The sequence below is a fragment of the Corallococcus silvisoli genome, assembly GCF_009909145.1.
Classification (GTDB): domain Bacteria; phylum Myxococcota; class Myxococcia; order Myxococcales; family Myxococcaceae; genus Corallococcus; species Corallococcus silvisoli.
This window is the reverse complement of record NZ_JAAAPJ010000008.1, coordinates 227,894-250,320: the sequence shown is the minus strand read 5'-3', so window position 1 is coordinate 250,320 and position 22,427 is coordinate 227,894. Positions and strand designations below refer to the sequence as shown.

At 71.2% G+C, this 22,427-nt stretch carries 20 protein-coding genes; 11 read left to right on the top strand and 9 right to left on the bottom strand.

From position 1 onward, the window contains the following. Positions 1–105 precede the first annotated feature (105 nt). On the top strand, positions 106–900 hold the full coding sequence (locus GTY96_RS17635) for an NRDE family protein (protein WP_161665317.1): 795 nt from the start codon (positions 106–108) through the stop codon (positions 898–900). 21 nt (positions 901–921) lie between these two features. On the opposite strand, the gene GTY96_RS17630 is transcribed toward GTY96_RS17635, so the two are convergent. From GTY96_RS17630 to holB, 5 genes are all read right to left on the bottom strand, one after another. Next, positions 922–1,818, bottom strand: coding sequence for a patatin-like phospholipase family protein (locus GTY96_RS17630; protein WP_161665316.1), 897 nt, complete (start codon positions 1,816–1,818; stop codon positions 922–924). 300 nt (positions 1,819–2,118) lie between these two features. After that, a complete protein-coding gene (locus GTY96_RS17625) occupies positions 2,119–4,014 on the bottom strand; it encodes a M4 family metallopeptidase (RefSeq protein WP_161665315.1) in 1,896 nt (631 codons plus the stop codon). Positions 4,015–4,402: 388 nt separating this feature from the next. Further along, entirely contained in the window at positions 4,403–4,852 is a 450-nt protein-coding gene (locus GTY96_RS17620; protein WP_143901744.1) for a hypothetical protein, read from the bottom strand. 68 nt (positions 4,853–4,920) lie between these two features. After that, a complete protein-coding gene (holA, locus tag GTY96_RS17615) occupies positions 4,921–6,225 on the bottom strand; it encodes a DNA polymerase III subunit delta (protein ID WP_143902181.1) in 1,305 nt (434 codons plus the stop codon). 8 nt (positions 6,226–6,233) lie between these two features. After that, a complete protein-coding gene (gene holB / locus GTY96_RS17610) occupies positions 6,234–7,268 on the bottom strand; it encodes a DNA polymerase III subunit delta' (RefSeq protein WP_161665314.1) in 1,035 nt (344 codons plus the stop codon). 82 nt (positions 7,269–7,350) lie between these two features. Between holB and GTY96_RS17605 the strand changes: the two genes are divergently transcribed. The 8 genes from GTY96_RS17605 to nadE all read left to right on the top strand — a co-directional run bounded on the left by GTY96_RS17605 (position 7,351) and on the right by nadE (position 15,897). Further along, complete coding sequence (locus tag GTY96_RS17605) at positions 7,351–8,841, top strand: mechanosensitive ion channel family protein (protein WP_143901748.1); 1,491 nt, start codon at positions 7,351–7,353, stop codon at positions 8,839–8,841. A 194-nt stretch (positions 8,842–9,035) separates the two neighbouring features. Further along, positions 9,036–9,842 (top strand): hypothetical protein, encoded by an 807-nt coding sequence (locus tag GTY96_RS17600; protein ID WP_235685679.1) that lies wholly within the window; start codon positions 9,036–9,038, stop codon positions 9,840–9,842. Positions 9,843–9,845: 3 nt separating this feature from the next. Continuing rightward, positions 9,846–10,388 (top strand): acyltransferase, encoded by a 543-nt coding sequence (locus tag GTY96_RS17595; RefSeq protein ID WP_143901751.1) that lies wholly within the window; start codon positions 9,846–9,848, stop codon positions 10,386–10,388. Continuing rightward, on the top strand, positions 10,385–10,981 hold the full coding sequence (locus GTY96_RS17590) for an acyltransferase (protein WP_143901753.1): 597 nt from the start codon (positions 10,385–10,387) through the stop codon (positions 10,979–10,981). Before GTY96_RS17595 ends, GTY96_RS17590 begins: the two co-directional genes overlap by 4 nt. A gap of 96 nt (positions 10,982–11,077) precedes the next feature. Further along, on the top strand, positions 11,078–11,326 hold the full coding sequence (locus GTY96_RS17585; protein ID WP_143901755.1) for an acyl carrier protein: 249 nt from the start codon (positions 11,078–11,080) through the stop codon (positions 11,324–11,326). A 7-nt stretch (positions 11,327–11,333) separates the two neighbouring features. Continuing rightward, entirely contained in the window at positions 11,334–13,304 is a 1,971-nt protein-coding gene (gene asnB, locus GTY96_RS17580; RefSeq protein WP_161665312.1) for an asparagine synthase (glutamine-hydrolyzing), read from the top strand. Further along, entirely contained in the window at positions 13,301–14,899 is a 1,599-nt protein-coding gene (locus tag GTY96_RS17575) for a class I adenylate-forming enzyme family protein (protein ID WP_161665311.1), read from the top strand. Before asnB ends, GTY96_RS17575 begins: the two co-directional genes overlap by 4 nt. Positions 14,900–14,901: 2 nt before the next feature. Then, on the top strand, positions 14,902–15,897 hold the full coding sequence (nadE, locus tag GTY96_RS17570; protein WP_161665421.1) for an NAD(+) synthase: 996 nt from the start codon (positions 14,902–14,904) through the stop codon (positions 15,895–15,897). Between the two features lie 7 nt (positions 15,898–15,904). Here the strand turns inward: nadE and GTY96_RS17565 are convergent, their stop codons facing one another. Both GTY96_RS17565 and GTY96_RS17560 read right to left on the bottom strand, forming a co-directional pair. Continuing rightward, positions 15,905–16,954 (bottom strand): lipase secretion chaperone, encoded by a 1,050-nt coding sequence (locus GTY96_RS17565; protein WP_143901760.1) that lies wholly within the window; start codon positions 16,952–16,954, stop codon positions 15,905–15,907. A gap of 18 nt (positions 16,955–16,972) precedes the next feature. After that, a complete protein-coding gene (locus tag GTY96_RS17560; protein WP_143901762.1) occupies positions 16,973–17,902 on the bottom strand; it encodes a lipase family alpha/beta hydrolase in 930 nt (309 codons plus the stop codon). 277 nt (positions 17,903–18,179) lie between these two features. Between GTY96_RS17560 and GTY96_RS17555 the strand changes: the two genes are divergently transcribed. Next, complete coding sequence (locus GTY96_RS17555) at positions 18,180–19,037, top strand: hypothetical protein (RefSeq protein WP_161665310.1); 858 nt, start codon at positions 18,180–18,182, stop codon at positions 19,035–19,037. On the opposite strand, the gene GTY96_RS17550 is transcribed toward GTY96_RS17555, so the two are convergent. Next, a complete protein-coding gene (locus tag GTY96_RS17550) occupies positions 18,976–19,746 on the bottom strand; it encodes a pyridoxal-phosphate dependent enzyme (protein ID WP_143901766.1) in 771 nt (256 codons plus the stop codon). The genes GTY96_RS17555 and GTY96_RS17550 overlap by 62 nt on opposite strands. Positions 19,747–19,907: 161 nt before the next feature. Between GTY96_RS17550 and GTY96_RS17545 the strand changes: the two genes are divergently transcribed. Beyond that, positions 19,908–20,936: a lipoate--protein ligase gene (locus tag GTY96_RS17545; RefSeq protein ID WP_143901768.1), complete on the top strand. Its 1,029-nt coding sequence runs from the start codon at positions 19,908–19,910 to the stop codon at positions 20,934–20,936. 23 nt (positions 20,937–20,959) lie between these two features. Here GTY96_RS17545 and GTY96_RS38285 read toward each other — a convergent pair whose 3' ends face one another. Then, positions 20,960–22,318 carry a hypothetical protein gene (locus GTY96_RS38285; protein WP_268903951.1) on the bottom strand — a complete coding sequence of 453 codons (1,359 nt, stop codon included), beginning with the start codon at positions 22,316–22,318 and terminating at the stop codon, positions 20,960–20,962. Positions 22,319–22,427 lie beyond the last annotated feature (109 nt).

Below are 22,427 nucleotides of genomic sequence, written 5' to 3'. Positions count from 1 at the left end.
TCTCCTGAGGGCGGCGGACCATAGCCGCTCGGGGAAACGAGGTCATCGGCAACATGCACGCCGGGAGGTGCATGGCACGGGAGTGGATGTTATCGACCGGAGGCCATGTGCACCGTGCTCATCCTCCGTAACGTCCATCCCGAGTGGCCGCTGGTCGTCGCCGCCAACCGGGATGAGTTCTACGCGCGCCCGGCCCACGGGCCGCGGATCCTCTCCGAAGCCCCGCGCACCGTAGGCGGCCAGGACGTGGAGCGAGGCGGGACGTGGATGGGCGTCACCCACGAGGGAACCGTGGTCGCCCTGACGAACCAGCGGGGCGCGCGCGGCCTGGGCACGGCCCCCCGCTCCCGGGGCGAGGTGGTGCTGAGAGCCCTCCAGGCCGGCTCGGTGGAGGCCATCGAGCGCTACCTCGGCACCCTGCCCGCCCCGGAGTTCCTCCCCTTCAACCTGCTCTACGGGGACGCACGCACGCTGCGCGTGGCCTACGCGCGGCCGGGCCACGCCCACCTGCTGCACGAGGACGTGCCCCCTGGCGTGCACGTGCTGCCCAACGACAGCCTGGACAACCTGGCGCTGCCCAAGGTCCAGCGGGCCCATGCCCTCGCGGAGGCCGTGGCGAAGCGTCCGTGGCCGCAGCTGGTGACCGGGCTCCAGGCGGCCCTGGCCGACCACGCCCTGCCGCCCCGGGACGCCACGACGGGGCCGCTGGCGGAGAGCGACCTGCCCGCGGACTTCCTCCAACAGCTCCAGGCGCTGTGCATCCACACGGCGGCGTACGGCACCCGCTCGTCCGCCATCGTCGCGCTGGCGCCCGGCCGCGTGGGGCACTACCTGGCCACCGACACCGCGCCCTGTCAGGGCGGCTGGCGCGACGTGACGGGCCTGCTCACGGCGCCGTGAGCCCCCTGGACGGTCCCTGGCTCAGTCCAGCCGCGCCCGCATCACCGCGTCCCGGCCCGCGTCGTACAGGGCCTCGAAGGCGGCCCCCCGGCCGGTGAAGGCCTCCACCGGCGGCGACGGGACCTCCACGCGGACCTCCCGGACGTCACAGTCCAGGTCGGAGCGGTAGAAGGCCGGCTCACCCGTGACGTTGATGGCGATGAGCCGCGCCCCCGGGAACAGCTGGCAGGCGTCGTGGACGGGCGTCGCGGACACCCGGTCCGCGCCTGGATCAATGCGCGCCAGCGTCGCGTCCTCGAACAGGAGCGGATTGGCGGCGCTCGCGGCCACGGCCGACGACAGCAGTCCGTGCGTCACCGTCACGCGTTGGAGGCCCTGCTCCGAGGGCACCTGATGGAAGGTGGCGAACGGCACGGGGAGGTCCTCCACCCGCGCTCCCGCGTAGAAGCGCTCCAGCACATGGGTGAAGCGCTCGTGGCTCAACCGGGGCACCGTGGCAGCGCCGCCCGCCGCGCCCAAGGCTCCCGCCGCCACGGCGGGCCCCAGCGCGCCGCCCGACACCAGCACCGCCAACAGGCCGACGGCGGCCCCCAGCGCACCGCGCGCGGCGGTCGTCCGGCGCGTCTCTTCTTCATAAGCCGTGAAGAAGGCCCGGTAGCGCTGGCGCAGGTCGCCCCCGGGCGCGGAGGCGTAGAGGCCGCCCACCACCGCGCCCATGCTGTTGCCCACCACACAGTCGATGCGGATTCCCCGGGCCGCGAGCGCATCCAGCGCGCCCACGTGCGCGAGCCCCTTGGTTCCGCCCACCGACAGCACCACGCAGGTCCGCGAAGCGGTCGCGCGCGCGCCGCGGTGGCACGACGCGGCCCCCATGGCCACCACCAGCGCCAGCAACACCTTGCCCAGCCGCCGCCCCATGCATCCTCCTGCCGTGCGGGAAGCGAAGGCACCCTACCCCGTTCCCGCACGGACGGCGCCCCAGGGCCTGCCTCCTCGCCCGCCCGGCCCTCCACGCGGCCTTGATTGGCGGGGGGCCTTCGGACAGGAGGCCCGTCGTCCCCGCCATGCTCGGCGCCCTACCAGCCGCTGGCGCCCGGCGACGCGGTCGCCTTCGGGGCCCCGCAAGCACAAACCGCCCCCGGAACGCAGGGTTCCGGAGGCGGTCGGTGAGGCCATCACGAGGCCCGGCGTGGACTCACGCCGGACCCGCGCGAGGGACTAGTACGTGGCCTTGAGGGACACGCCGCTGTACGCCGAGTAGCCGCGCAGCATGATGTACATCTTGCCCGCCGAGGCCTTCGCCGCCGCGCTGCACGACTCGTTGTTGCCGGACAGGTACGGACGGCAGTCATACGAGGTCGTCGTCGGGGCGGAGCCGAACTTGATGTACATGTCCGCGTCGCCCGTGCCGCCGCTCATCGCGTAGGTGGACGCCTTGGAGGCCGGCAGGTCGATGCAGTAGTACGCCGACGCACCGGACGCGCCGGACAGGCCCGTCTTCGCGACGCCGTTGGTCAGCGCGGTGCAGGTCGGGGGCGGCACCGTCACGCCCACGCCCACCGCTTCCCACGCCGCCTTCACCGCGTCCTGCGTGGCCTGGTCGTAGCCCAGCGCCGAGGCCGCCTGGATGGTCCAGGTCTTCGCCTGATCGAACGTGGTGCTCGCCGTGTAGATGTCGGTGTTGGCCTTGTACCAGATGCGGCCGGCCTTCTCGACGCCGATGCCCGGGACCACGATGGAGCTGCGGCCGCGCGGGTGCGTGCCACCCTTGGCGAGCAGCGCGAACGCCAGGTTCGGGATGCCGGAGCTGTAGTGCACGTCCTGGTTGGAGTAGTTCGGCGCCCAGTCCAGCGACACGCCGTCCTTCGCCGGGTCGTCCATGTAGCGCAGGGCGTCGTTCGGGATGTTCGGCGTCCAGACGTCCTCGCCCACCATCCAGATGTCCGCGGCGGTGCTCCACGCCTTGGACTGGCTCTCGCAGATGGCGCCGAACGTGTCGGACATCGCCTCGTTGAGGCCGCCGGACTGGCCGGAGTACGTCAGGTTGGACTCGTTCTCCGTCACCGCGTGGGTCAGCTCGTGGACGGTGACGTCCGCGTCCTTGCCCAGCTCGATGGAGTTCACGCCGTCGCCGTCGCCGTACACCATCTGGGTGCCGTCCCAGTAGGCGTTCACGTAGTTCTTGCTGTAGTGAACCGTGCTGATGAGCGTCTGGCCCGCGTTGTTGAGCGAGTCGCGGTTGAAGAGCGTCTTGTAGCAGTTGTAGGTGTAGCCCAGCATGTCGTAGTTCATGTCGACGTGCGAGTCACCGATGGCCGCCTGGCCCTCGCTGCGCTTGAGCGTGCCCGGCGTGGTGGTGCCGTTGTTCGCGCTGTAGACCTTGCGGCTGAGCGCGGTGTGGATCTCCGGCACGCGCAGCAGCGTGGCGCCGTTGATCGCGTCCACATAGACGCGGTCGCGCAGCGGCATCAGCGCGTTCTCGCCCGTCACCATGACCTCATGGGCCAGGCGCAGCTTGCCGTCCTGCTCGCCCTTCACGTACACGAGCCGCGAGCCCGTGACGGCCAGGCCCGTGCCCTGCGTGTCGCGCAGCGCCGCCGTGCGGGCGGCCTCCGCGGCGACCAGCGGACGCGCGGACAGCGTGCCGCCGGAGCGCGCGGAACCGTTCGCCCCGAAGATGGAGCCCGAGCGGTCCACGTGCACCACCAGCTCCTCGCCCACCACCGGCAGACCGTTCAGCGTCTGCGCGTAGCGGATGTGCGAAACGCCCTGGTCGTCCACGGACACCTTGCGGACCTGCAGGTCGGAGGCGCTCAGGCGGAAGATGGAGGCGATGGACGGCAGCGACCCGGCGATGGACGTGTGCACGTCCGCGACCGCGAAGCCCGTCAGCGCACGGTCCGCCTGGCCCAGGCGGCCCTGGATGGTGTGCGGCGTCCCATCCGCGTTCATGCCGACAATCTGGGCGCCGGGGATGACGCTCAGCGCGCTCTGCACATCCGCGATCTCATCCGGCTTCTGCTGATCGTTCGAAGAGTTGGAGTCCATGCCCTCGACGCCGCAGGCGGCGAGGGGAAGGGTGGCCAGCAGGGCAACGAAACGGGTGCGAACCAAGGTGGTTCCTCCTGCCCGGCGTAGGGGGTCTCGCCGTGGCAGCCCTCCTTTGAGCATTTGTCAGGCCAACTCATTAAGTGCCCGGAATACCTCGCAGTAAGAGAAGAACTTGAAACGTGGCTGGCACATGAATGCCCAGGAAATCTTCTGAAATGTGCAAGTTCCCGTTACGTATTCAGGCCCAAGCGCCCGTTCTTCCTCGGGATTCCGGAAGAGCCGGGGGCCTGTCCTGAACAATGACAGTGCACACCGGGTGTGTCCTCTATTCGAGCAATCCAAGGTTGACGGCTTTTTCTTGGTGCGCAAAGGATGACCGGGATTTCGCGCGCCGTGCGTCAAAGCCATACACGGGCAGCGTGCCGCGCACCGCCGGGAGGTTGCGTCAACCTCAACGCGGAAGGCCAAGCAGCACGCGCGCGCGTCCCTCCATGGGCAGCGCGGCTTCTTCCACCGTGGTGATGCCCGCCTCGCGGGCCACGTCAGCCAGGTGGCGCATCCACGGCTTGTAGGGCATGCCGTTGTCGGAGCAGCACGGGACGACGGCGAAGCCCAAGCCGTGGCGCGCGGCGTACTCGATGATGATCCGCGTGGCGCCGTCCGGGTGCATGCCCACGACGAGCTCCGCCTCGCAGGGCTCTTCCAGGGTGAAGGGCCGCTGCGCGTACCGCACCGGCAGGTGCTTGTGGCGCAGGTCGAAGGTGGTGACGGTGCGCCCGCGCTGGGTGAGCGCCTCGTTGAGGCGCCCCTGCCCGCCGGCCACGTCGTAGACGCGGAGGGCCTGGGGGAAGCGCGTGACGAGCAGGTCCGCGAAGAGGTCGAAGCGTCGCTTGTCCGCCATGAAGCTCCTCTATCCCAGGCCGGGCCCGGTGCGCACGCCTGGTGCGCGCAGGCCCGCTGGAACGGGGCTCAGGCGCGGGTGCACACGGTCCACAACAGCCGTTCGATGACCAGCTTCCCGCTGGCGGACGACTTCAGCGCCAGGTCCGCGTCCGCGCAGGCCACCAGGGCGTTGAGCAGCTCGCGGCGCTCGTACCGGGCGGCCGCCTGCATGCCGAACGCGAGCGCCCAGGCGTTGGGAGTCTTGCGCTTGGTGGCCTTCAGCTCCGCCTCCAGCTTCGGGAGGATGCGCGCCTCCACGTCCCGGCCGGTGCGCGGCGGCTGCCCGCCCGCGTACTTCTCCAGCCAGGCGTGGTTCTCCAGCAAGGAGCGGACGATGGACGCCACGGCCCCCAGCAGCTGGAGGGCGTGCGTCCCCTGCCCCATCGCGTCCTCGGCGTAGGAGAGCGCGTCGCGCAGCTCGCGCTTCTGGAGGGCCTCCGTCAATTCGAAGAACTCCTCCTCGCGCGCGTGGTGCACCAGCAGCGTCACGTGCGCCGCCTCGATGGTGGGCCCATCCGCGTAGACGGCCAGCTTCTCCAGCTCCGACTGGAGCAGCCGGATGTTGCCGCCGATGCGCTCCTTGAGGCCCTCCAGCGCGCCCGGGCCCAGCTTCTTCTTCAGGGGCGCGAGGAAGTCCCTGGCGATCTCACTGAGGTCCAGGTCCTTGTGGCGCGCGGCCACCTTGCGCTCGAAGAGCCGGCCCTTGTCCTGCGCGAACTTGAGCAGCGGGCTGCGCGAGTCCACGTCCGTCGCCGCCAGCACCAGCGCGTGTCCGGGCGGCACGCCCTTCTGGAGCAGCTCCAGCAGCGCGGAGGCGTCCCCCTCCGGGGCGCTGATGCGCTCGTCGCGGCAGAAGGCCGCCGCTTCCTGGAGGAAGGCGAGGTCCGCCTCCGCCAGCTCCACGTTCAGCTCGTCCTTCCACTGCTCCACGGACGGCGCGCCGGGCACGCGGGGGTCCAGCTGATCCACGCCCCAGCCCGCCCGGCCCGCGAGCGCCAGCAGCCGCCGGGCCCCCTCCTTGCGCTTGCCCGCCTTCCACGCGTCGCGCGCCTTGGCCAGCGCGTCGCCCTTGCCCTTCTTGGGCGCGAGGAACTCCGGGTCGCGCACCAGCACCACCTTGCGCCCGGGGAACAGCGGCAGCGTGGCCAGCTCCTGCGCCACCTCGCGCGGAGAGGCCGCGTCCAGCACCGCGAGGTTCAGCCCCATGGCGGCGTCCGGCACCAGGGTCTTCACCAGCTCGTCGGCGCCCTTGCGGACCAGGAACTCCTCGCCCCACAGGAGGTACAGCGGCCACACCTTGCCGCCCTTCACCTCCGCCAGCACCTCGTCCATGTCCGCGCTCACCGGCCCTCCACGCACAGCTCGATGAGCAGCCGCTCCAGCTGCAGCCGGGGCGCGCCGTTGCGAGTGCCAATGGCCGTGCGCGCGGACTCCAGCAGCGCGTGGCGCCGGTGCAGCGCGGCCTCGGACATGCGCCCCGCCGCTTCCTCGGCCAGCCCCTTCAGGTCCCGGTTCGCCATCGCGCCCTCCGCTCCCGCCTTCACGAGCGACACGTCCCGCGTCCACAACAGGAGCAGCTCCAGCGCCGCGTCCGCGTCCTCGCGCGAACCGCCATGGGCCTCCGCGAACCTCAGCAGGGCCGGGAGGTCCTGGCCGCTCAGGGACTCGAAGGCGGTGAGGACGTCCTTGCGCTCCTTCAGCGCGTCCACGTCCAGCGCGAGCGCCCGGCCCAGGCTCCCCCCGGACATCACCGCGGCCAGGGCGGCGGTGTCCGCGTCCAGCTTGCGCTCCTGCCGCACGTGCAGGGCGACCAGCTCCACCGGCAGCGGGCCGAAGTACACCTTGCTGCACCGGCTGCGGATGGTGGGCAGGAGCCGGTCCATGGCGCTGGCCACCAGGATGAGCGTGGTCTCCGCGGGGGGCTCCTCCAGCGTCTTGAGGAAGGCGTTCTGGGCCTGGACGTTCATCTGCTCCGCGCTGACCAGGATGGCGACCTTGCGCTTGGACTCCAGGCCGCGCAGCGCCAGGCGCTCCTGGAGCTGGCGGATCTGCTCCACGCGCAGCTCCCGGCTGGGCGTGCCGGTGAAGTCCGAGCGGCCGGCGAGCCCCCGCGACACGCGCTCGTCATCCGGCATCACCCAGGTGACGTCCGGGTGCAGCCCCTTGGCGATGCGCACGCAGCTGGCGCACTTCCCGCAGCCCACGTCCGGGGCCTCCGGGCACGTGAGGGCCTGGGCCAGCCCCACCGCGGCCAGCTCCTTGCCGACGCCCTCTGGACCGGCGAACAGATAGGCATGGTGCACCGAGCCGGAGCGCAGGGCGGAGTGGAGCGCGTCCATCGCGCGGGGCTGTCCCTGCACCGAGGCAAGCGTCATGGGGGCGTGTATCTCCGCTCGGAGGGCACCCGTCAACCGCCACCTTGACCCCCGCGCGCGCGCCCGGTCTGATTCCCCGGGCGTGCTGACTTTCCTCCAAGGCCACCTCCCCCTGCTGGCGGGCTCCATCCTGACGGTCCTGCTGCTGGGCATCCAGCGCACCACCCGGGATCCCGACCTGCGCGACGACCTCCGGGGCGCGGTGCGGATGCTCGTCGCCTTCCTGGTGCTCCGGCTGACGTCGCGCCTGCTGCCGGAGGCCACGACGCCCGAGGCCCTGCGCAAGGCCGTGGGCGTGGGCTGGATGCTCACGTTCGCCTATGGCGTCATCCGCGCCGGGGTGGCGTTCGCGCTGAAGCTGGTGCGGATGCGCTCGCCGGTGACGACGCCGAAGATCCTGCGCGACGTCATTGACTTCACGCTGTACGCGCTCGCCACCGTGCCCATCCTCCAGAGCCAGCTCGACCTGGACCTGGCGGGCCTGCTGGCGACCTCCGCGGTGCTGACGGTGGTCATCGGCCTCGCGCTCCAGGAGACGCTGGGCAACCTCTTCGCGGGCCTGTCCTTGCAGTTGGACCGGCCCTTCGAGGTGGGCGACTTCATCCGCATTGGCGAGCACACCGGACGGGTGGTGCACATCGGCTGGCGCTCCATCCGCATCGCCAACTTCCGGCGAGAGGTCATCACCCTGCCCAACGGGATGGTGGGCAAGGAGCACGTGAAGAACTTCACCCAGCACCGCGAGCCCGTGGGCATCGAGGTGCAGCTGGGCGTGTCGCTGGACGCGCCGCCCAACCAGGTGAAGCAGGCCCTGCTGGAAGTGGCGCGGGAGATTCCCCAGGTGCTGGTGGAGCCGCCGCCCATCGCGCGCACGCTGGCCTTCACGGACTCCAACGTGCAGTACATGGTTCGCGTCTTCCTCAATGACTTCGCGCTGTCGGACAGCGTGAAGGAGGAGCTGCACACCCGGCTGTGGTACCGGCTGCGCCGCGAGGGCCTGGAGCTGCCTCACGCCCAGCGCACGGTGCACGTGCGCCGCGACACGCCCGCGAAGCGCCGGGAGCTGGCCGAGGACACGGTGCGGGATCTGTTGCGCCAGGTGGACCTCTTCTCCCCGCTGGGCCCGGAGGAGCTGGAGCGGCTGCACCGCGAGGTCGTCGTGCGCCGCTTCGGGCGCAACGAGCGCATCATCCAGGAGGGCGAGGAGGGCGGCACCTTCTACGTCGTGGCCTCCGGCGAGGTCAGCGTGCGCGCCGGAACGCTCCAGTCGGAGATCACGCGGCTGGGGCCGGGCCACTATATCGGAGAGATGTCCCTGCTCACCGGCGAGCGGCGCGCGGCCACCGTGGTGGCGATCCAGGACTCCGTCCTGTTGGAGCTGGACCGGCCCACCTTCGCGCGGCTGTTCTCCGACTACCCGGGCCTCGCGCGACAGCTGTCCGCGCTCCTCGCCCAGCGCCGCACCCAGCTGCGCGCCGTGACGCAGGTCTCCGGCGGTGGACCGGATCACTCGCCCGAAGCGGGCCGCATCCTCGGGCGGCTGCGTCAGCTCTTCGGCCTCGCGCACGAGTAAGGGCTTCCCGCCGCGAGCGCCGGGGCAATCGCGACCCGCTCTTGCATGATGCGATGGCCTGGAAGGCATGCATCCGGCCACGACGCGGGGGCCTTTGACGCTTGGCGCTGGAAAGGTCTAAAGCACCACACATGCGATCCGCTCGTGGCTTTCCCGCGCGAATAGGTGCCCTGCTCCTCCCTGGCGCGCTGCTCATGGTCCTGCCGCGGAGCGCGGTGGCCACGGCGGAGGAGAAGCCAGACGCGACGCGCGCGGGCCTGGAGCGGCTGTCGCAACGCCGCGTGTTCTTTGGCCACCAGTCGGTGGGCGGCAACATCCTGGAAGGCGTCCACGCCCTGCTGCCCGCGCCGGACGCGCTCTCCGTGGTGGAGGTGAAGGACCCGGCCGCGACGATCCCCGCCGGCACGCTGGCGCACGCGTTCGTGGGACAGAACGAGCAGCCGGAGACGAAGCTCGCGCACTTCGAGCGGCTGCTGGATGGAGGGCTGGCGAAGCAGTTGGACGTGGCGCTGGTGAAGTTCTGCTACATCGACTTCACCTCCAGCACCGACGCGAAGGCCCTGTTCGAGAAGTACCGCGCCACGCTCGCGGGCCTGAAGTCGCGCCACCCGGGGGTCACCTTCGTGCACGTCACCGCGCCGCTGACGACGGTGCAGCGCGGGGCGAAGGCGTGGTTCAACGAGCTGCGCGGCCGTCCCGTCTTCGGCGTGGGGGAGAACGTGTCGCGCGAGGCGTTCAACGCGCTGATGCGGCGGACGTATGACGGCAAGGAGCCGCTGTTCGACCTGGCGGCGCTGGAGTCGTCACAGGCGGATGGCTCCCGTGAGACGTACGAGGTGAACGGCCGGGCCTATCCAGCGATGGTGCCCGCGTACTCGGACGACGGCGGTCATCTCAACGCCCAGGGGCGGACGCGCGTGGCGTCCGCGCTCGTCACCTTCCTGGCGTCCCTGCCTGAACCCCAGCGCGAGGCGCCCGCCTCCGCGAAGGCCCAGCCCTGACCTATGCGCATTCCGTTGATGATGCTGCTCGGCCTGGGGCCGACCGTCGCGCGTCTGAAGTTGCGTCGCTGTGAGTCCGTGGGCGCCCTCCCGACCGTCTGGGGGCGCGTCTGGATTCACGGCGAGGGGGAAGTCCTGGTGGGCGACCGCGTGGTGTTCGACGCGCGCATGGCGCCCATCGAGCTGCACGCCCAGCGGGGGGGACGGATCGTGATCGAGGACGACGTGACCATCGAGGGCGGCAGCTCCATTGAAGCGCAGTCGTATGTGACGCTGGGTTCACGCAGCCGGCTGGGCATGTGGTGCAAGCTGATGGACAACATGTACCACCCGCTCCGGGGCAACCGGCACGAACGCCCCCAGTCGGTGCCGCTGGTGGTGGAGGAAGGCGTCACGGTGGGCAGCCGCTCCATCCTGCTGCCGGGCGCGCACCTGCAGAAGGGCGCGAGCGTGGCGTCCGGCACGGTCATCTCGCGCCGCATCCCGGCGGGCGTGACGGTGGGCGGCTCGCCGGCCCGGGTGCTGCGGCGCGAGGTGGCGCGATGAAGCCCGCCATCCCTTCGCCGGCGGAGGCCGCCCGGCTGGCGCGCGCGGGCATGCGGATGGTGCGCACGGAGCTGTTTCCCCGCGCTCAACGCGTGGTGGCGGTCGCGCGAGCGCAGTGGCTCTTCCGCTCCTTCCGCCTGGGCCAGGGCGTGGCGGCGTACGGCCCGGTGGCTGCGCGCAACGACGGCCACGCGGAGCTGGGCGACAAGCTGACGTTCCTGGGCGGCATGCTGCCCACGTCGGTGGTCTGCTACGAGCACGCGCGGCTGCTGGTGGGTTCGGAGACCCAGTTCAACTACGGCGTGTCGCTGGAGGCGTGGGAGTCCGTGCAGATTGGCGCGCGGTGCATGTTCGCGTCGTTCGTGCGCGTGAGCGACCGGGATGGCCAGCGCATCGCGCCCATCATCATCGAAGACGACGTCTGGGTGGCCCACGGCGCCATCCTGCTGCCGGGCGTGCGCATTGGCGCGCGGTCGGTGGTGTCCGCCGGAAGCATCGTCTCCCAGGACGTGCCCCCGGATTCGCTCGCCATGGGCAACCCGGCGCGCAGCATGAGCCTGGACCTGGTGGCCCGCGACGCCACGGGCTCCTGACGGGCCCCTCCTTCGCCCGGTGCTCGTTCAAGCGCGCCGGGTGCGTTGTTTCCGTATCGCCTCCCCACACCCCAGCTTCAGGACAGGACACACCCCATGAGCACCCGTGACACGCTGCGCACCTTCATCGTCGACACGTTCTTCGTGGACGACTTCGGGGACGACGACTCGTTCCTGCGCAAGGGCCTCATCGACTCCACCGGCATGATGGAGCTGGTGGCCTTCATCGAGACGGAGTTCCACATCAAGCTCGACGACAAGGAGCTGGTGCCGGAGAACCTGGACTCGCTGGCGCGCGTGGTGGCCTTCGTGGACCGCAAGCAAGCGCTGTCGAAGGCGAGCTGAGACGCCCATGTGCGGCATCGCGGGGTTCACCTTCCCGGCGGGCGAGGACGCGGGCCCGGCGCTCCACGCCGACCGGCTGCGCCGCATGACCGCCAGCATCAAGCACCGGGGGCCGGACGCGCAGCGCGCCCTGCTCCTGGACGGCGCCGCGCTGGGGCACGCGCGGCTGTCCATCGTCGACCTGGCGTCTGGCCACCAGCCGATGCGCGACGAGGCCACCGGCCTCACCGTCGTCTTCAACGGGGAGATCTTCAACCACGTGGAGCTGCGCGAGCAGCTGTCGGGGGTGTATGCCTTCCGCACGCGCTCCGACACGGAGGTCATCCTCGCGGCCTTCCTCACGTGGGGCATCGACTGCGTGCGCCGCTTCGAGGGGCAGTGGGCCTTCGCGCTGTGGGATCCGCGCGACCGCACGCTCTGGATGTCGCGCGACCGCGTGGGCATCTGCCCGCTGTTCTTCGCGAGCCTGCCGGGCGGCCAGCTGGCGTTCGCGTCGGAGGCGAAGGCGCTCTTCGCGAGCGGGCTCGTGACGCCCGCGCTGGACGCGGCGGGGCTCAAGCAGACCTTCCAGCTGTGGGCCCCGGTGGCGCCGCGCACCTCCTTCGAGGGCGTGTCGCTCCTGCCGCCCGCGCACACGGCGAGGTGGCGCGATGGGACGCTGACGCTCCAGCGCTACTGGGACCTGGACTTCGGCGTGACGCCGGACCCGGCGGACGCGCCCCGGCTGCTGGAGGAGCTGGGCGCGGTCCTGGAGCGCGCGGTGCGGCTGCGGCTGCGCGCGGACGTGCCGGTGGCGGCGTACCTGTCGGGCGGACTGGACTCCAGCCTCCTGTGCGCGCTGGCGCAGGAGCAGCTGGGCGGCACGCTGCGCACCTTCTCCGTGGGCTTCGCGCACGCCCGGTTCGACGAGCGCGCGCACCAGGCGACCGTGGCGGAGCAGCTGCGCACCGAGCACCGCGTCGTGGAGATGCGAGACGGGGACATTGGCGCGCTGGTGCCGGGCGTCATCTTCCACGCCGAGCAGGCGATGATGCGCTCCGCGCCCGCGCCCTTCCTGCGGCTCTCCGGCTGGGTGCGCGACCAGGGCATCAAGGTCGTGCTGACAGGGGAAGGGTCGGACGAGATGTTCCTCGGCTACGACCTCTTCAAGGAGACGCAGGTGCGCCAGTTCTGGGCGCGTCAGCCGGCGTCGAAGTACCGGCCGCTGCTGCTGCGCAGGCTGTATCCCACGCTGTCGGTGAGCCAGCAGAGCGTGGAGCTGCTGCGCGAGTTCTTCGGAACGGGGCTGGAGACGCCGGACGCCCTGGGCTTCTCGCATCTGGTGCGCTGGGGAAACAGCGGACGCATCCTGCGCTTCCTCGCGCCGGAGTTCGCCGCGAAGGTGGCCCATGAGGACCCGGTGGCGTCGGTGCTGGCCACGGTGCCGGAGGCGGTGGCCCGGTGGCGCCCCCTGGCGAGGGCCCAGTACCTGGAGGCGCGCACGCTCCTGTCGGGGTACCTGCTGTCCGCGCAGGGCGACCGCATGCTGCTGGGCAACGCGGTGGAGGGCCGCTTCCCGTTCCTGGACACCGGCGTGATGGAGTTCGCCGCGCGCGTGCCGGAGCGGCTGCGCCTCAGGGGCCTGGACGAGAAGCACCTGCTCAAGCGCTTCTCGCGAGGCCGGGTGCCCGCCTCCATCCTGGAGCGCAGCAAGTTCCCCTACCGCGCCCCCATCGCGGGCGCGCTGGTGGGGCCGGAGGCGCCCGCGTGGGCCCGCGAGCTGCTCGCGCCAGACGCGGTGGCCGCGACGGGCGTCTTCGACGCGCGCAAGGTGGAGCGGCTGGTGGCGAAGCTGCGCGCGCCGAACTCCGCGGAGAGCGAGGCGGACACCATGGCGCTGTTCGCGGTGGCCTCCACGCAGCTGCTCGCGCATCACTTCCTCCGCCCGAGCCCCGTGCCACGGGCGGATGTGGACGCGGTCCAGTTGGAGGCGGCGTGAGCGCCCTCGCGGACACCGCGCCCGACTGGGTTCGCGCCCACGCGCGAGCGACCCCCGAGGCCCCGGCGGTGGACTCACCGTGGGGCCGGCTCACCTATGCGCGGCTCGAAGCGAGGATGCTGGCGCTCGCGGGGCAGCTGCGGGCGTCGGGGGTGGGGCCGGGGACGCGCGTGCTCATCGCCCTGCCCCTGGGCTGCGCGGCCACGGTGGCGGGGCTCGCGGTGCAGGCGCTGGGCGCTTGCGCGGTGGAGCTGGACCGCGAGACAGGCGCGGATTCGCTGGCCGGCATCCTCGCGCAGACGGGGGCTCGCCACGCCGTCATCTTCGGCCAGGACGCGCGCCGCTGGACGGGCCGCGCCCAGCTCACCCGCTTCTTCGTGGTGCACGCCGCCCGCCCTCCAGAGCGGATGCGCGCCCTGCTGACGCCCGCCGCGTGCACGTGGGTGCAGGAGGACGGCGCGGTGGATCCAGACGCCGCCGTGGAGCCGCTGGCGGCCCTGCCCTCCCTGGCACCGGACGCCCCCGCGTCCATCGTCTACACCTCCGGGAGCACCGGCACGCCCCGGGGCGTCGTCCAGACGTTCGCCAACATCGCGGCGAACACGCGCTCCATCGTGGAGTACCTGGGCCTCACGCCGCGCGACCGCGCCATGCTCATCCTTCCCCTGCACTACTGCTACGGGAAGAGCGTGCTGCAAACGCACCTGCTCGCGGGCGGCTCCGTGTTCCTGGATCCGCGCTTCATGTACCCGCGGGTCGTGCTGGAGGCCATGGCCTCCGAGTCCTGCACCGGGTTCGCGGGCGTGCCCCTCACCTTCGAGCTGCTGCGCCGTCAGGCGTCCCCGGACGCCTTCGCGAAGCTCACGCTGCGCTACCTCACCCAGGCCGGCGGCGGCATGTCCCCGGACACGGTGCGCTGGACGCGTGAGACCTTCCACCCCGCGGAGCTGTTCGTCATGTACGGCCAGACGGAGGCCACCGCGCGGCTGTCCTATCTGCCGCCCGCTCGCGCCGCCGACAAGGCGGGCTCCATCGGCCAGGGCATCCCCGGCGTGACGCTGGCCGTGGTCGCGGAGGATGGAGCGCCGCTGCCAGACGGCGAGGTGGGCCAGCTCGTGGCGAAGGGCGCCAACGTCACGCCCGGCTACCTCGACGCGCCCGAGGACACCGCCGCCATCCTCCACGACGGTTGGCTGTGGACCGGCGACCTCGCGTGGCGCGACGCGGACGGCTTCTTCTTCCTGGTGGGCCGCGCGAAGGAGATCCTCAAGGTGGGCGGCCACCGGGTGAGCCCCGCGGAGCTGGAGCACGTGCTCGCGCGCCACCCGGCGGTGCTGGAGGTGGCGGTGGTGGGCGTGCCGGACGAGCTGGGCGGAGAGGCCGCGTGCGCGGCGGTCGTGCTCCAGCCGGGCGCCACGCCGAAAGAGGACGACCTGCGCCGCTTCTGCCGCGAAGCGCTCCCGGTCCACAAGGTGCCACGCCACGTGCTGTTCACCGAAGCGCTCCCGCGCGGGCCCACCGGCAAGGTGCTCAAGGCCGACCTGCGCGCGCGCGTGCTGTCTTCACTCTCTTCCCCCGAATCGAGGTCGTCGTGACGATGAAGTTCTCCAAGCAGGTGCTGGAACTGGACTGGGAAGCCAAGGCCGCGTCGCTGTCGAGCGGGCTCAAGGAGGCCGTCCTCAAGAAGCTGCGCAAGCGCGGGCTGGTGGTCGCGGTCTCCGGCGGAATCGACTCCGCGTGCGTGGCCGCGCTGGCGGTGCGGGCGCTGGGACCGGACCGCGTCTTCGGCCTGCTGCTGCCAGAGCGCGACTCCAGCGGGCTGTCCTCCAAGCTGGGCCGCGAGCTCTGCGAGAAGCTGGGCATCCAGTACACGCTGCACGACATCGCGCCCGTGCTGGAGGCCGCCGGGTGCTATTCGCAGCGCGACGCGGCGGTGCGCTCCGTGTTCCCCGCCTTCCAGCCGGACATGAAGTGGAAGATCGTCATGCACGGCGACCGGCTCAACACGGACGCCCTCAACGTCTTCTACGTGGTGGTGCAGGTGGACGGGCAGGAGCAGCGCTTCCGCCTCACGCCCCAGGCCTACGTGCAGATTGTCGCGGCCACCAACTTCAAGCAGCGCGTGCGCAAGATGATGGAGTACTTCCACGCGGACCGGCTGAACTTCGCCGCGTCCGGCACGCCCAACCGCCTGGAGTATGACCAGGGCTTCTTCGTGAAGCTGGGCGACGGCTCCGCGGACGTGAAGCCCATCGCCAGCCTCTACAAGACGCAGACGTACAAGCTCGCGCGGCACCTGGGCGTCATCGAGGGCATCCTCGACCGCGAGCCCACCACGGACACCTTCAGCCTGGAGCAGTCGCAGGAGGACTTCTACTTCTCCGTGCACTACTCACAGCTGGACCTCATCCTCTGGGCGAAGAACCACGGCATCCCGCCCGAGGAGGTCTCCGGCGACATGGGCCTCACACCCCAGCAGATCCAGCGCGTCTACGACGACATCGACCAGAAGCGCCGCACCACCGCGTACCTCCACGCGCAGCCCCTGCTGCTCGAGGAGGTCTCCGAGCTGAAGCCCTTCAAGATCTCCTGAGGCGGCCTCACCCGCCCCCGGAACCGGAGGCCGCGTCGATGGCGTCCGCGGCCTCCACCCGGAGGCGCTCCTCCGGGGTGAACGCGTCGAAGAGCAGCCGCTGCACCGCGGCCTGACGCCGGGCCGGGTCCGGCTCGCCGCGGGTCAGCGCCTCGCGCTTCGCACGGAAGTCCGCCAGCCGCTGCTTCCACTGCGCGCGCTCCGCATCCAGCGCCTCCAGCCGTCCGGTGGCCTCCGGCCCCACGGTGGACAGCCGGTGTTGGTGAAGGTCCTCCGCCGTCGCGCCCGCCGCCAGCAGCTCCTGCTCCACGGCCTGCTGTCGCAAGGGGCGCACGGACTCCTCGCGGCTGGCGCGCACGTCCGGAGGAAGCCGCTCCTCCAGGGCCGCGATGCGCTGCTCCCGCTCCTCGGGCGTCAGCGACGCGTCCTTCTGGAGCTTCAGCCGCTCCACGGCCACCGCGTCCACCGCCTCCTCCTGCCCGAAGAGGCCGTCCGCGCTGCCGCCCAGGTGCTCGCGGCGCAGCTTGCGCAGCGTCTCCAGGCGCTCGGCGGTGTCCATCGTCGCGGCGGACCGGTTCGACGCCAGGCCTCGGGCCGCTTCGAGATAGGAGAGGTAGTCGTCCAGCACCTGCACGGCCTCGTCCATGGCGGCGGGGGGCAGGTGCTTCGCCCGCAGCGCCGCGAGGATGCGCTCGCGGATGAGCGAGGGGGACTCCTCGCCCGTCGCGGACAGGTAGTAGTTGAAGAACCGGCGCAGGTCCGGATTCGTCACCAGGTGACCGGACGCGTCCACCAGGACGGCGCCGTCCTCCTCCGTGTCCTGGAGCGACGTGGGCAACGGCGGCAGCGGCGAACCCGGCGACGGCGATGCGTTGCCCGTCACCCCGGGAACCGCCGCGGCCCCCTTGCCCGCGCGCGGAGCCTGGGCGACAGGCTCCGCGGACTTCGGCACTTCAGGCCCGGGCGCGCCCTGCGCCTGGCCCCTCCACCACGAGAAGACGCCGGCACCCAGGAGGGCGCACAGCGCGACCACGAGAATGACGGCGCGGCTCTTCATGGCGGAGGGCTCCACGGACTACAGGCCGGCGCCCTTCAGGCGGTTCGCCTGGCTGCGGAACACCGACTTCGGGTCGGTGAAGAAGGCGGTGAGGCCCAGCACCTGGTTCACCTCGTCCAGGTGGTTCATGTCGTAGTTGTCACGCAGCACCGTGCCGAAGTGCGAGCTGCAGCGGCCCACGAGGCCGTCGTTGGACTCGCTGTAGAAGAAGGACGACAGCTTCAGCGCGTAGTCCGACGCATCGAACAGGTTGGTGAAGGGGTCGGTGCCGGACCAGGAGTAGTAGCGCTGCCCCTGCGCGCCCGTCGCCGCGCCGCTGCCGCAGGACGAGGTGGGGATGCCCGCGGGGAACTTGGTGGTGAACTGCGACGTGCCCGTCTTGCTCAGCGCCCCCAGCGCGGCGATGGCGTCCTGGGGCTGCGTGTGGCCGGACAGCAGGCCCAGCACGGTGCCCAGGCTGTTCGCGAAGTACGCCAGCACGCTCTCCGTGAACGAGCCGCCCTTCAGGTTGGAGCGCAGGTAGTCCGCCAGGTCCGCGCCCTTGTGCGGCGTGCCCACCGTCGTCACCGAGGCGATGAGATCCGGCCGCACCGCCGCCACGTAGCGCACGTCCAGGCCGCCGTGGCTGTGGCCAATGAGGTTCACCTTCTTCGCGCCAGAGCGCGCGAGCACGTCCTGCACCTGCGCCAGCAGCGCCTCGCCGCGCGCCTCGCTCGTGTTGAACTGCGGAACGTGCGTGATGTAGACCTTCGCGCCGCCCGACTTCAGCTCGGACTCGATGCCGTAGAAGTAGTCCAGCACTCCGAACAGCGAATCAAAACCCGCCATGCCGTGCGCCAGCACGATGGGGTACTTCGTCTGCGTGTACGTATCCGCGGCACGGGCAGGCCGCGCCCAAACAGCAAGAACCGCGACAGTCAGAACGAGGGTCCGGACGGCGTTTCGCATACAGGCTCCTGGGGGAGGGCGGATCATCGAAAACGTTGACCCGCGAATCAGCCCATAAGGCGAGACACTGATAAAAATCAAGCCAACCTCGGATTTAACCGCAATGCATGTCAGGTCCGGATCATGCAAGCCGCGCGTGTCTAGCCTCTCTTCCCTCTGCGACTCTTTGCGTCATGAATCGAGACGCAATGCGCAATCACTTCTCAACGCGTCGCGCCACACCCAACGCTTCGCGTCGCGAGGGCAGGATGCGGGGTCAGCCCAGAGGAGAGTGCCCTTGGACGCGGACGCCTATCAGGCCTTCACCACGGAGTTGACGCGCAGGGCTGACGCGGACGGCCGTTTCCGGGGGCTCGTGGCGCTGGGTTCAATGGCGGCGCGGGACTACCTGCCGGACGCCTTCAGCGACCACGACTTCTTCGCCATCGCGTGGCCGGGACACGCTGAAACATTGCGACAGGAGCGCGCGTGGTTGCCGCGCGCGGAAGACATCGCGCTGGCGTTCCGTGAGACGGCCCACGGCCTCAAGGTCGTGTACCGGGATGGGCACCTGCTGGAGTTCGCGGTGTTCGATTTGGAGGAGCTGGCGTACGCGCGAGTCAATCGCTACCGCGTGCTCCTGGACCGGGGCGGCGTGGCGGACCGGATGGACGAGCGCGCGCGAGACACCGCGGCGGAGCTCCAGCGCACGGCGCCGGACGACGCCTCTCTGTTCGGCCAATGGCTCACGCAGGTGCTGGTGGGCCTGGGGCGCCACACCCGCGGCGAGGTGCTCAGCGGACGCGCTCGGCTGGAGGAGGCGGTGCGTCTGTTCCGCGTGCTGCTGGCCCGCCACGTCCCCGCCGCGGAGGCGTCCCTGCTGGATGGGTTGGATGCCCCGCGCCGCGTGGAGCGGGTGTATCCGGGCACCGGAGGCGAGCTGGCCCGGGCGCTGGAGGGCGACTCACCGGGACTGGCGCGGACGCTCCTGCGGCTGGCCGAGCGCGAGCTGTCCCACGTGGCCGCGTTCCCACGCGACGGAGTGGCCGCGGTGAGCGCGCGGCTTGCGCCCCCGCGCCGCCAACCGCCTCCCGTCAGGCCCGCGCGGCGGCGTGCTCCGCGACGGCGGCCTGCTCGCGCGCGTTGTGCGCGATGACGAGCACCTGATCCGGATGGGGCCGGGCCCGGGCCCAGCCCAGGAGCGCGTTGAACGGGTCGGACGCGGGCGCCGCCGTGGCGAGGGGGATGCGCGCGTGGTGCGCGAAGAACAGGTCCTCCTGCCCCAGGTTCTGGCCCGCCCACGTGCGCCAGCCGGGCAGCGGCCTGCCGGGCGCCGGCTGCAGACCGGTGACGGTGAAGCCTCCGGCCGTGAACACGCGCGTCAGGCCCACCAGCGTCGCGCCCGTGCCAAAGCCACACACCACGTGCCGCACCGTCGGGAAGCGCTCGCACACCAGCGCGCGGAGGCTCGCCGCCCAGGACTCCACGCACGCCACCAGCGCGCCGTTGGTGTGCTGCCGGGGCCAACACCAGCCCTCTCGCTCGAAGTCCTGAGCCTGCTTCCACATGCTCGCGTGCGAGTCCGCGTGGCGCACCTTCCCCCCGAAGCCGTGGTCCCGGAGGTACGCCTCCCCCACGACGTCCGTCAGCGCCACCGTGGGCAGGCCTCGCTCGCGGCCCAGGAGGTCCAAGGCCAGGGCGCTGGACGCACCGGACACCTCCACCAGCCCACGAGCCCCCGGCGGCATCGCGGCCAGGTAGCGCGCGAAGGTGAGATACTTGAGGCTTCCGGACGGCAACGCCCCACCCCACAACACCACCGGCCCACCCACGTGCGGCCGTGACAGGGAAAACACTCCACGCATGGTCGTCCCCCCGGCGCGACAAGCCCCGCGCGCCCCCGACGGACAGCGAGTCTCCCGACCCACGCGCCGCGAGGCCATCACCCTGAGGCCCTGGGGGATGTCCCCCGGCGGACGGCGCGGAGGTGCCTTGGGAGCGAGGCCAGCGGCTATGCTCCGCGCCCATGTCTCAAGCACCGCGAGTCCGCATCCTCCTGTCGGAGACGTACAACCCCTGGTTCAACCTCGCGACGGAGGATTGGATCTTCCGCGAGCTGGACCCTCGCACCCAGACGCTCTTCCTCTGGCGCAACGACAACACCGTCGTCATCGGCCGCAACCAGAACCCCTGGTCCGAGTGCAACCTCAAGCGGATGGAGGAGGACCAGGTCTTCCTCGCGCGGCGCACGAGCGGCGGAGGCGCGGTGTTCCATGACCTGGGCAACACCTGCTTCACGTTCCTGTCCGCGAAGGAGGGCTACAACAAGTCCGCGAACATCACCATCCTGTTGGACGCGCTGTCGCGGATGGGCGTGACGGCGCAGGCGTCCGGGCGCAACGACCTGGTGATTCCGCTGGAGGACGGGCCCCGGAAGATCAGCGGCAGCGCGTACCGCGAGACGAAGGACCGCGCCTTCCACCACGGCACGTTCCTCATCAACGCCAACCTGTCGCGGCTGGCCAACTACCTCACGCCGCACCCCAAGAAGCTGGAGTCCAAGGGCAGCGCGTCGGTGCGCTCGCGGGTGATGAACATCCGCGACCTCCAGCCGGACGCGTCACACGAAGCCCTGGTGAAGGCGATGATGGGCGCCTTCTGCGACTTCCACGGGGGCACCGCGGAGCCGGAGTTGCTGGAGCCGTCGTTCCTCGAAAGCCAGCCGTCGCTCAAGCGCACCTTCGAACACTATGCGTCGTGGGACTGGCGCTTCGGCAACGCGCCCCGCTTCAGCCACCAGATGGTGGAGTACCTGTCGTGGGGCTTCTTCGAGGTCCACGTCGACACGGAGAACAGCCACATCACGCGCGCGCAGGTCTTCTCGGATGCGCTCTACCCGGACCTCGTGCAGGACCTGCAGGCGGCGCTCGTCAACAAGCCGCACAGCCGCGACGGGATGCGGCAGGCCGTCGCGGAGGTCCGCGCCCGCCACCCCAGCCAGGAGCGCGAGCTGGGGGAGCTGGAGGCGTGGCTGATGGGCCAGGTCGAGGTCTGACCCGGCCCATCGGTCTTCACCCTTCAGCGGTGGCCACCACCGTGGCTACCCCCACCGCCGTGGCCGCCACCGCCACGGCCCGAGCCGTGGGAGCCGCCGCCCCAACCGCCACCCGAGCCGCCGCCCGACGAATGGACGCCGCCGGAACCGCCGCCGTTCCAACCGCCACTGGAGCCACCGCTCGACGAGCGGACGCCGCCGGAACCGCCGCCGCCCCAATCGCCACCGGAGCCACCGCTCGACGAGCGGACGCCGCCGGAACCGCCACCCCAGCCGCCTCCGGACGAACGAACTCCGCCGCCCGAACCCCCACCCCACCCGCTGGAGCCACCGCTCGTCTGATGGACGCCGCCACCCGAGCCACGCCCACCCGGGGGACTCCCGCGGGTGCCGCCCCAGCCGCCACTGCTTCCGCCGTTCGACTGCTGGTGGACGCCGCTGGAGCTGCCTCCGCCCCTACCGCCGCCCGACGGGTGGTAGCCCCCACCGGGGCGGCCATTGCCGTAGCCGCCATTGGACGGGTGGTAGCGGGGACCGGGTGACGCCGGGTGCGAGCGCGAGCCGTAGTAGTTGCCCGGCCGCCGGTAGCCGCCGTAGTAGCCCGGGTTGTAGCGGTGGTAGCCGTAGCCGTAGTAGCGCCACGACACGCCCGGATACCGATACCAGGTGCGCAGGAAGGGGTTCGGGCGGCCGAAGGACACCGCGATGCTCGCGTGGCGGTACACCGGGACGATGACGCGCACGGAGCCGTTCCACGCCCAGCCGCCGCCGACGAACACGTAGGAAGGCCCGCGGCGGATCCAGCGCGGCGACACGAACACCAGGCCTGGACGCGGCGGCGCCATCCACGAGCCCGAGATCCACTCATAGCCGTTGACGCCCCAGTACCAGTAGCCCGGCGCCCACGTGTAGTCGGTGGCCGGCGCGGGGGGAGGCGCCTCCACGCGCAGCGGCGGCGGCGCCTGGGTCGCCGTCACGTCCTCGCTGGCGACCTCCACGGGAATCTCCACCTCCGTGGAGCCCTGCTGCGCCCAGCCGCCGGACACCCAGCGCCAGACGTCCTCGTCCTGCGCCCAGTAGCCATTGACGTACTGGTAGCCGGGCATGCGCTCCACCCAGCCTCCGGACTTGAACTGCCACTGGTCGCCATCCCAATACCAGTGCCCGGACGTCCACACCGCGCCGGCGTACGGGCGAGGGGTCGGAGACTCGGCCGGCAGGTCGGGCGGCGGGCTGGGCGCGACAGGCCCGGAATCCTCCGCGTTGGACTGCTCGCCGTATGCATCATCGCCCCAGTCGTCCGCGGCGACCGGTGCGGTCTGCGCGAGCGCCCCCTGGGTGGCCAGACCGACTACCAAACAGACCCACCATCGAGAACCCATGACTTCGTCTCCGATCTTCAGACCCTGAGGGGACGCGGGGCCGCTCCTATTTATTCATCCCGCGGGCCAAAGGCCCGTAATCCCGCCGACACTGCTACACTCCGTATGG

What these genes read in the sequence shown, in the direction of transcription:
- GTY96_RS17590 (WP_143901753.1), top strand. Translation starts at nt 10,385, where the DNA reads ATGAAGCCCGCCATCCCTTCGCCGGCGGAGGCCGCCCGGCTGGCGCGC.
- holB (WP_161665314.1), bottom strand. Translation starts at nt 7,268, where the DNA reads ATGACGCTTGCCTCGGTGCAGGGACAGCCCCGCGCGATGGACGCGCTC.
- GTY96_RS38285 (WP_268903951.1), bottom strand. Translation starts at nt 22,318, where the DNA reads ATGGGTTCTCGATGGTGGGTCTGTTTGGTAGTCGGTCTGGCCACCCAG.
- GTY96_RS17620 (WP_143901744.1), bottom strand. Translation starts at nt 4,852, where the DNA reads ATGGCGGACAAGCGACGCTTCGACCTCTTCGCGGACCTGCTCGTCACG.
- GTY96_RS17600 (WP_235685679.1), top strand. Translation starts at nt 9,036, where the DNA reads ATGGTCCTGCCGCGGAGCGCGGTGGCCACGGCGGAGGAGAAGCCAGAC.
- GTY96_RS17585 (WP_143901755.1), top strand. Translation starts at nt 11,078, where the DNA reads ATGAGCACCCGTGACACGCTGCGCACCTTCATCGTCGACACGTTCTTC.
- GTY96_RS17630 (WP_161665316.1), bottom strand. Translation starts at nt 1,818, where the DNA reads ATGGGGCGGCGGCTGGGCAAGGTGTTGCTGGCGCTGGTGGTGGCCATG.
- GTY96_RS17560 (WP_143901762.1), bottom strand. Translation starts at nt 17,902, where the DNA reads ATGCGAAACGCCGTCCGGACCCTCGTTCTGACTGTCGCGGTTCTTGCT.
- nadE (WP_161665421.1), top strand. Translation starts at nt 14,902, where the DNA reads ATGAAGTTCTCCAAGCAGGTGCTGGAACTGGACTGGGAAGCCAAGGCC.
- GTY96_RS17565 (WP_143901760.1), bottom strand. Translation starts at nt 16,954, where the DNA reads ATGAAGAGCCGCGCCGTCATTCTCGTGGTCGCGCTGTGCGCCCTCCTG.
- GTY96_RS17550 (WP_143901766.1), bottom strand. Translation starts at nt 19,746, where the DNA reads ATGCGTGGAGTGTTTTCCCTGTCACGGCCGCACGTGGGTGGGCCGGTG.
- GTY96_RS17545 (WP_143901768.1), top strand. Translation starts at nt 19,908, where the DNA reads ATGTCTCAAGCACCGCGAGTCCGCATCCTCCTGTCGGAGACGTACAAC.
- holA (WP_143902181.1), bottom strand. Translation starts at nt 6,225, where the DNA reads ATGGACGAGGTGCTGGCGGAGGTGAAGGGCGGCAAGGTGTGGCCGCTG.
- GTY96_RS17635 (WP_161665317.1), top strand. Translation starts at nt 106, where the DNA reads ATGTGCACCGTGCTCATCCTCCGTAACGTCCATCCCGAGTGGCCGCTG.
- asnB (WP_161665312.1), top strand. Translation starts at nt 11,334, where the DNA reads ATGTGCGGCATCGCGGGGTTCACCTTCCCGGCGGGCGAGGACGCGGGC.
- GTY96_RS17595 (WP_143901751.1), top strand. Translation starts at nt 9,846, where the DNA reads ATGCGCATTCCGTTGATGATGCTGCTCGGCCTGGGGCCGACCGTCGCG.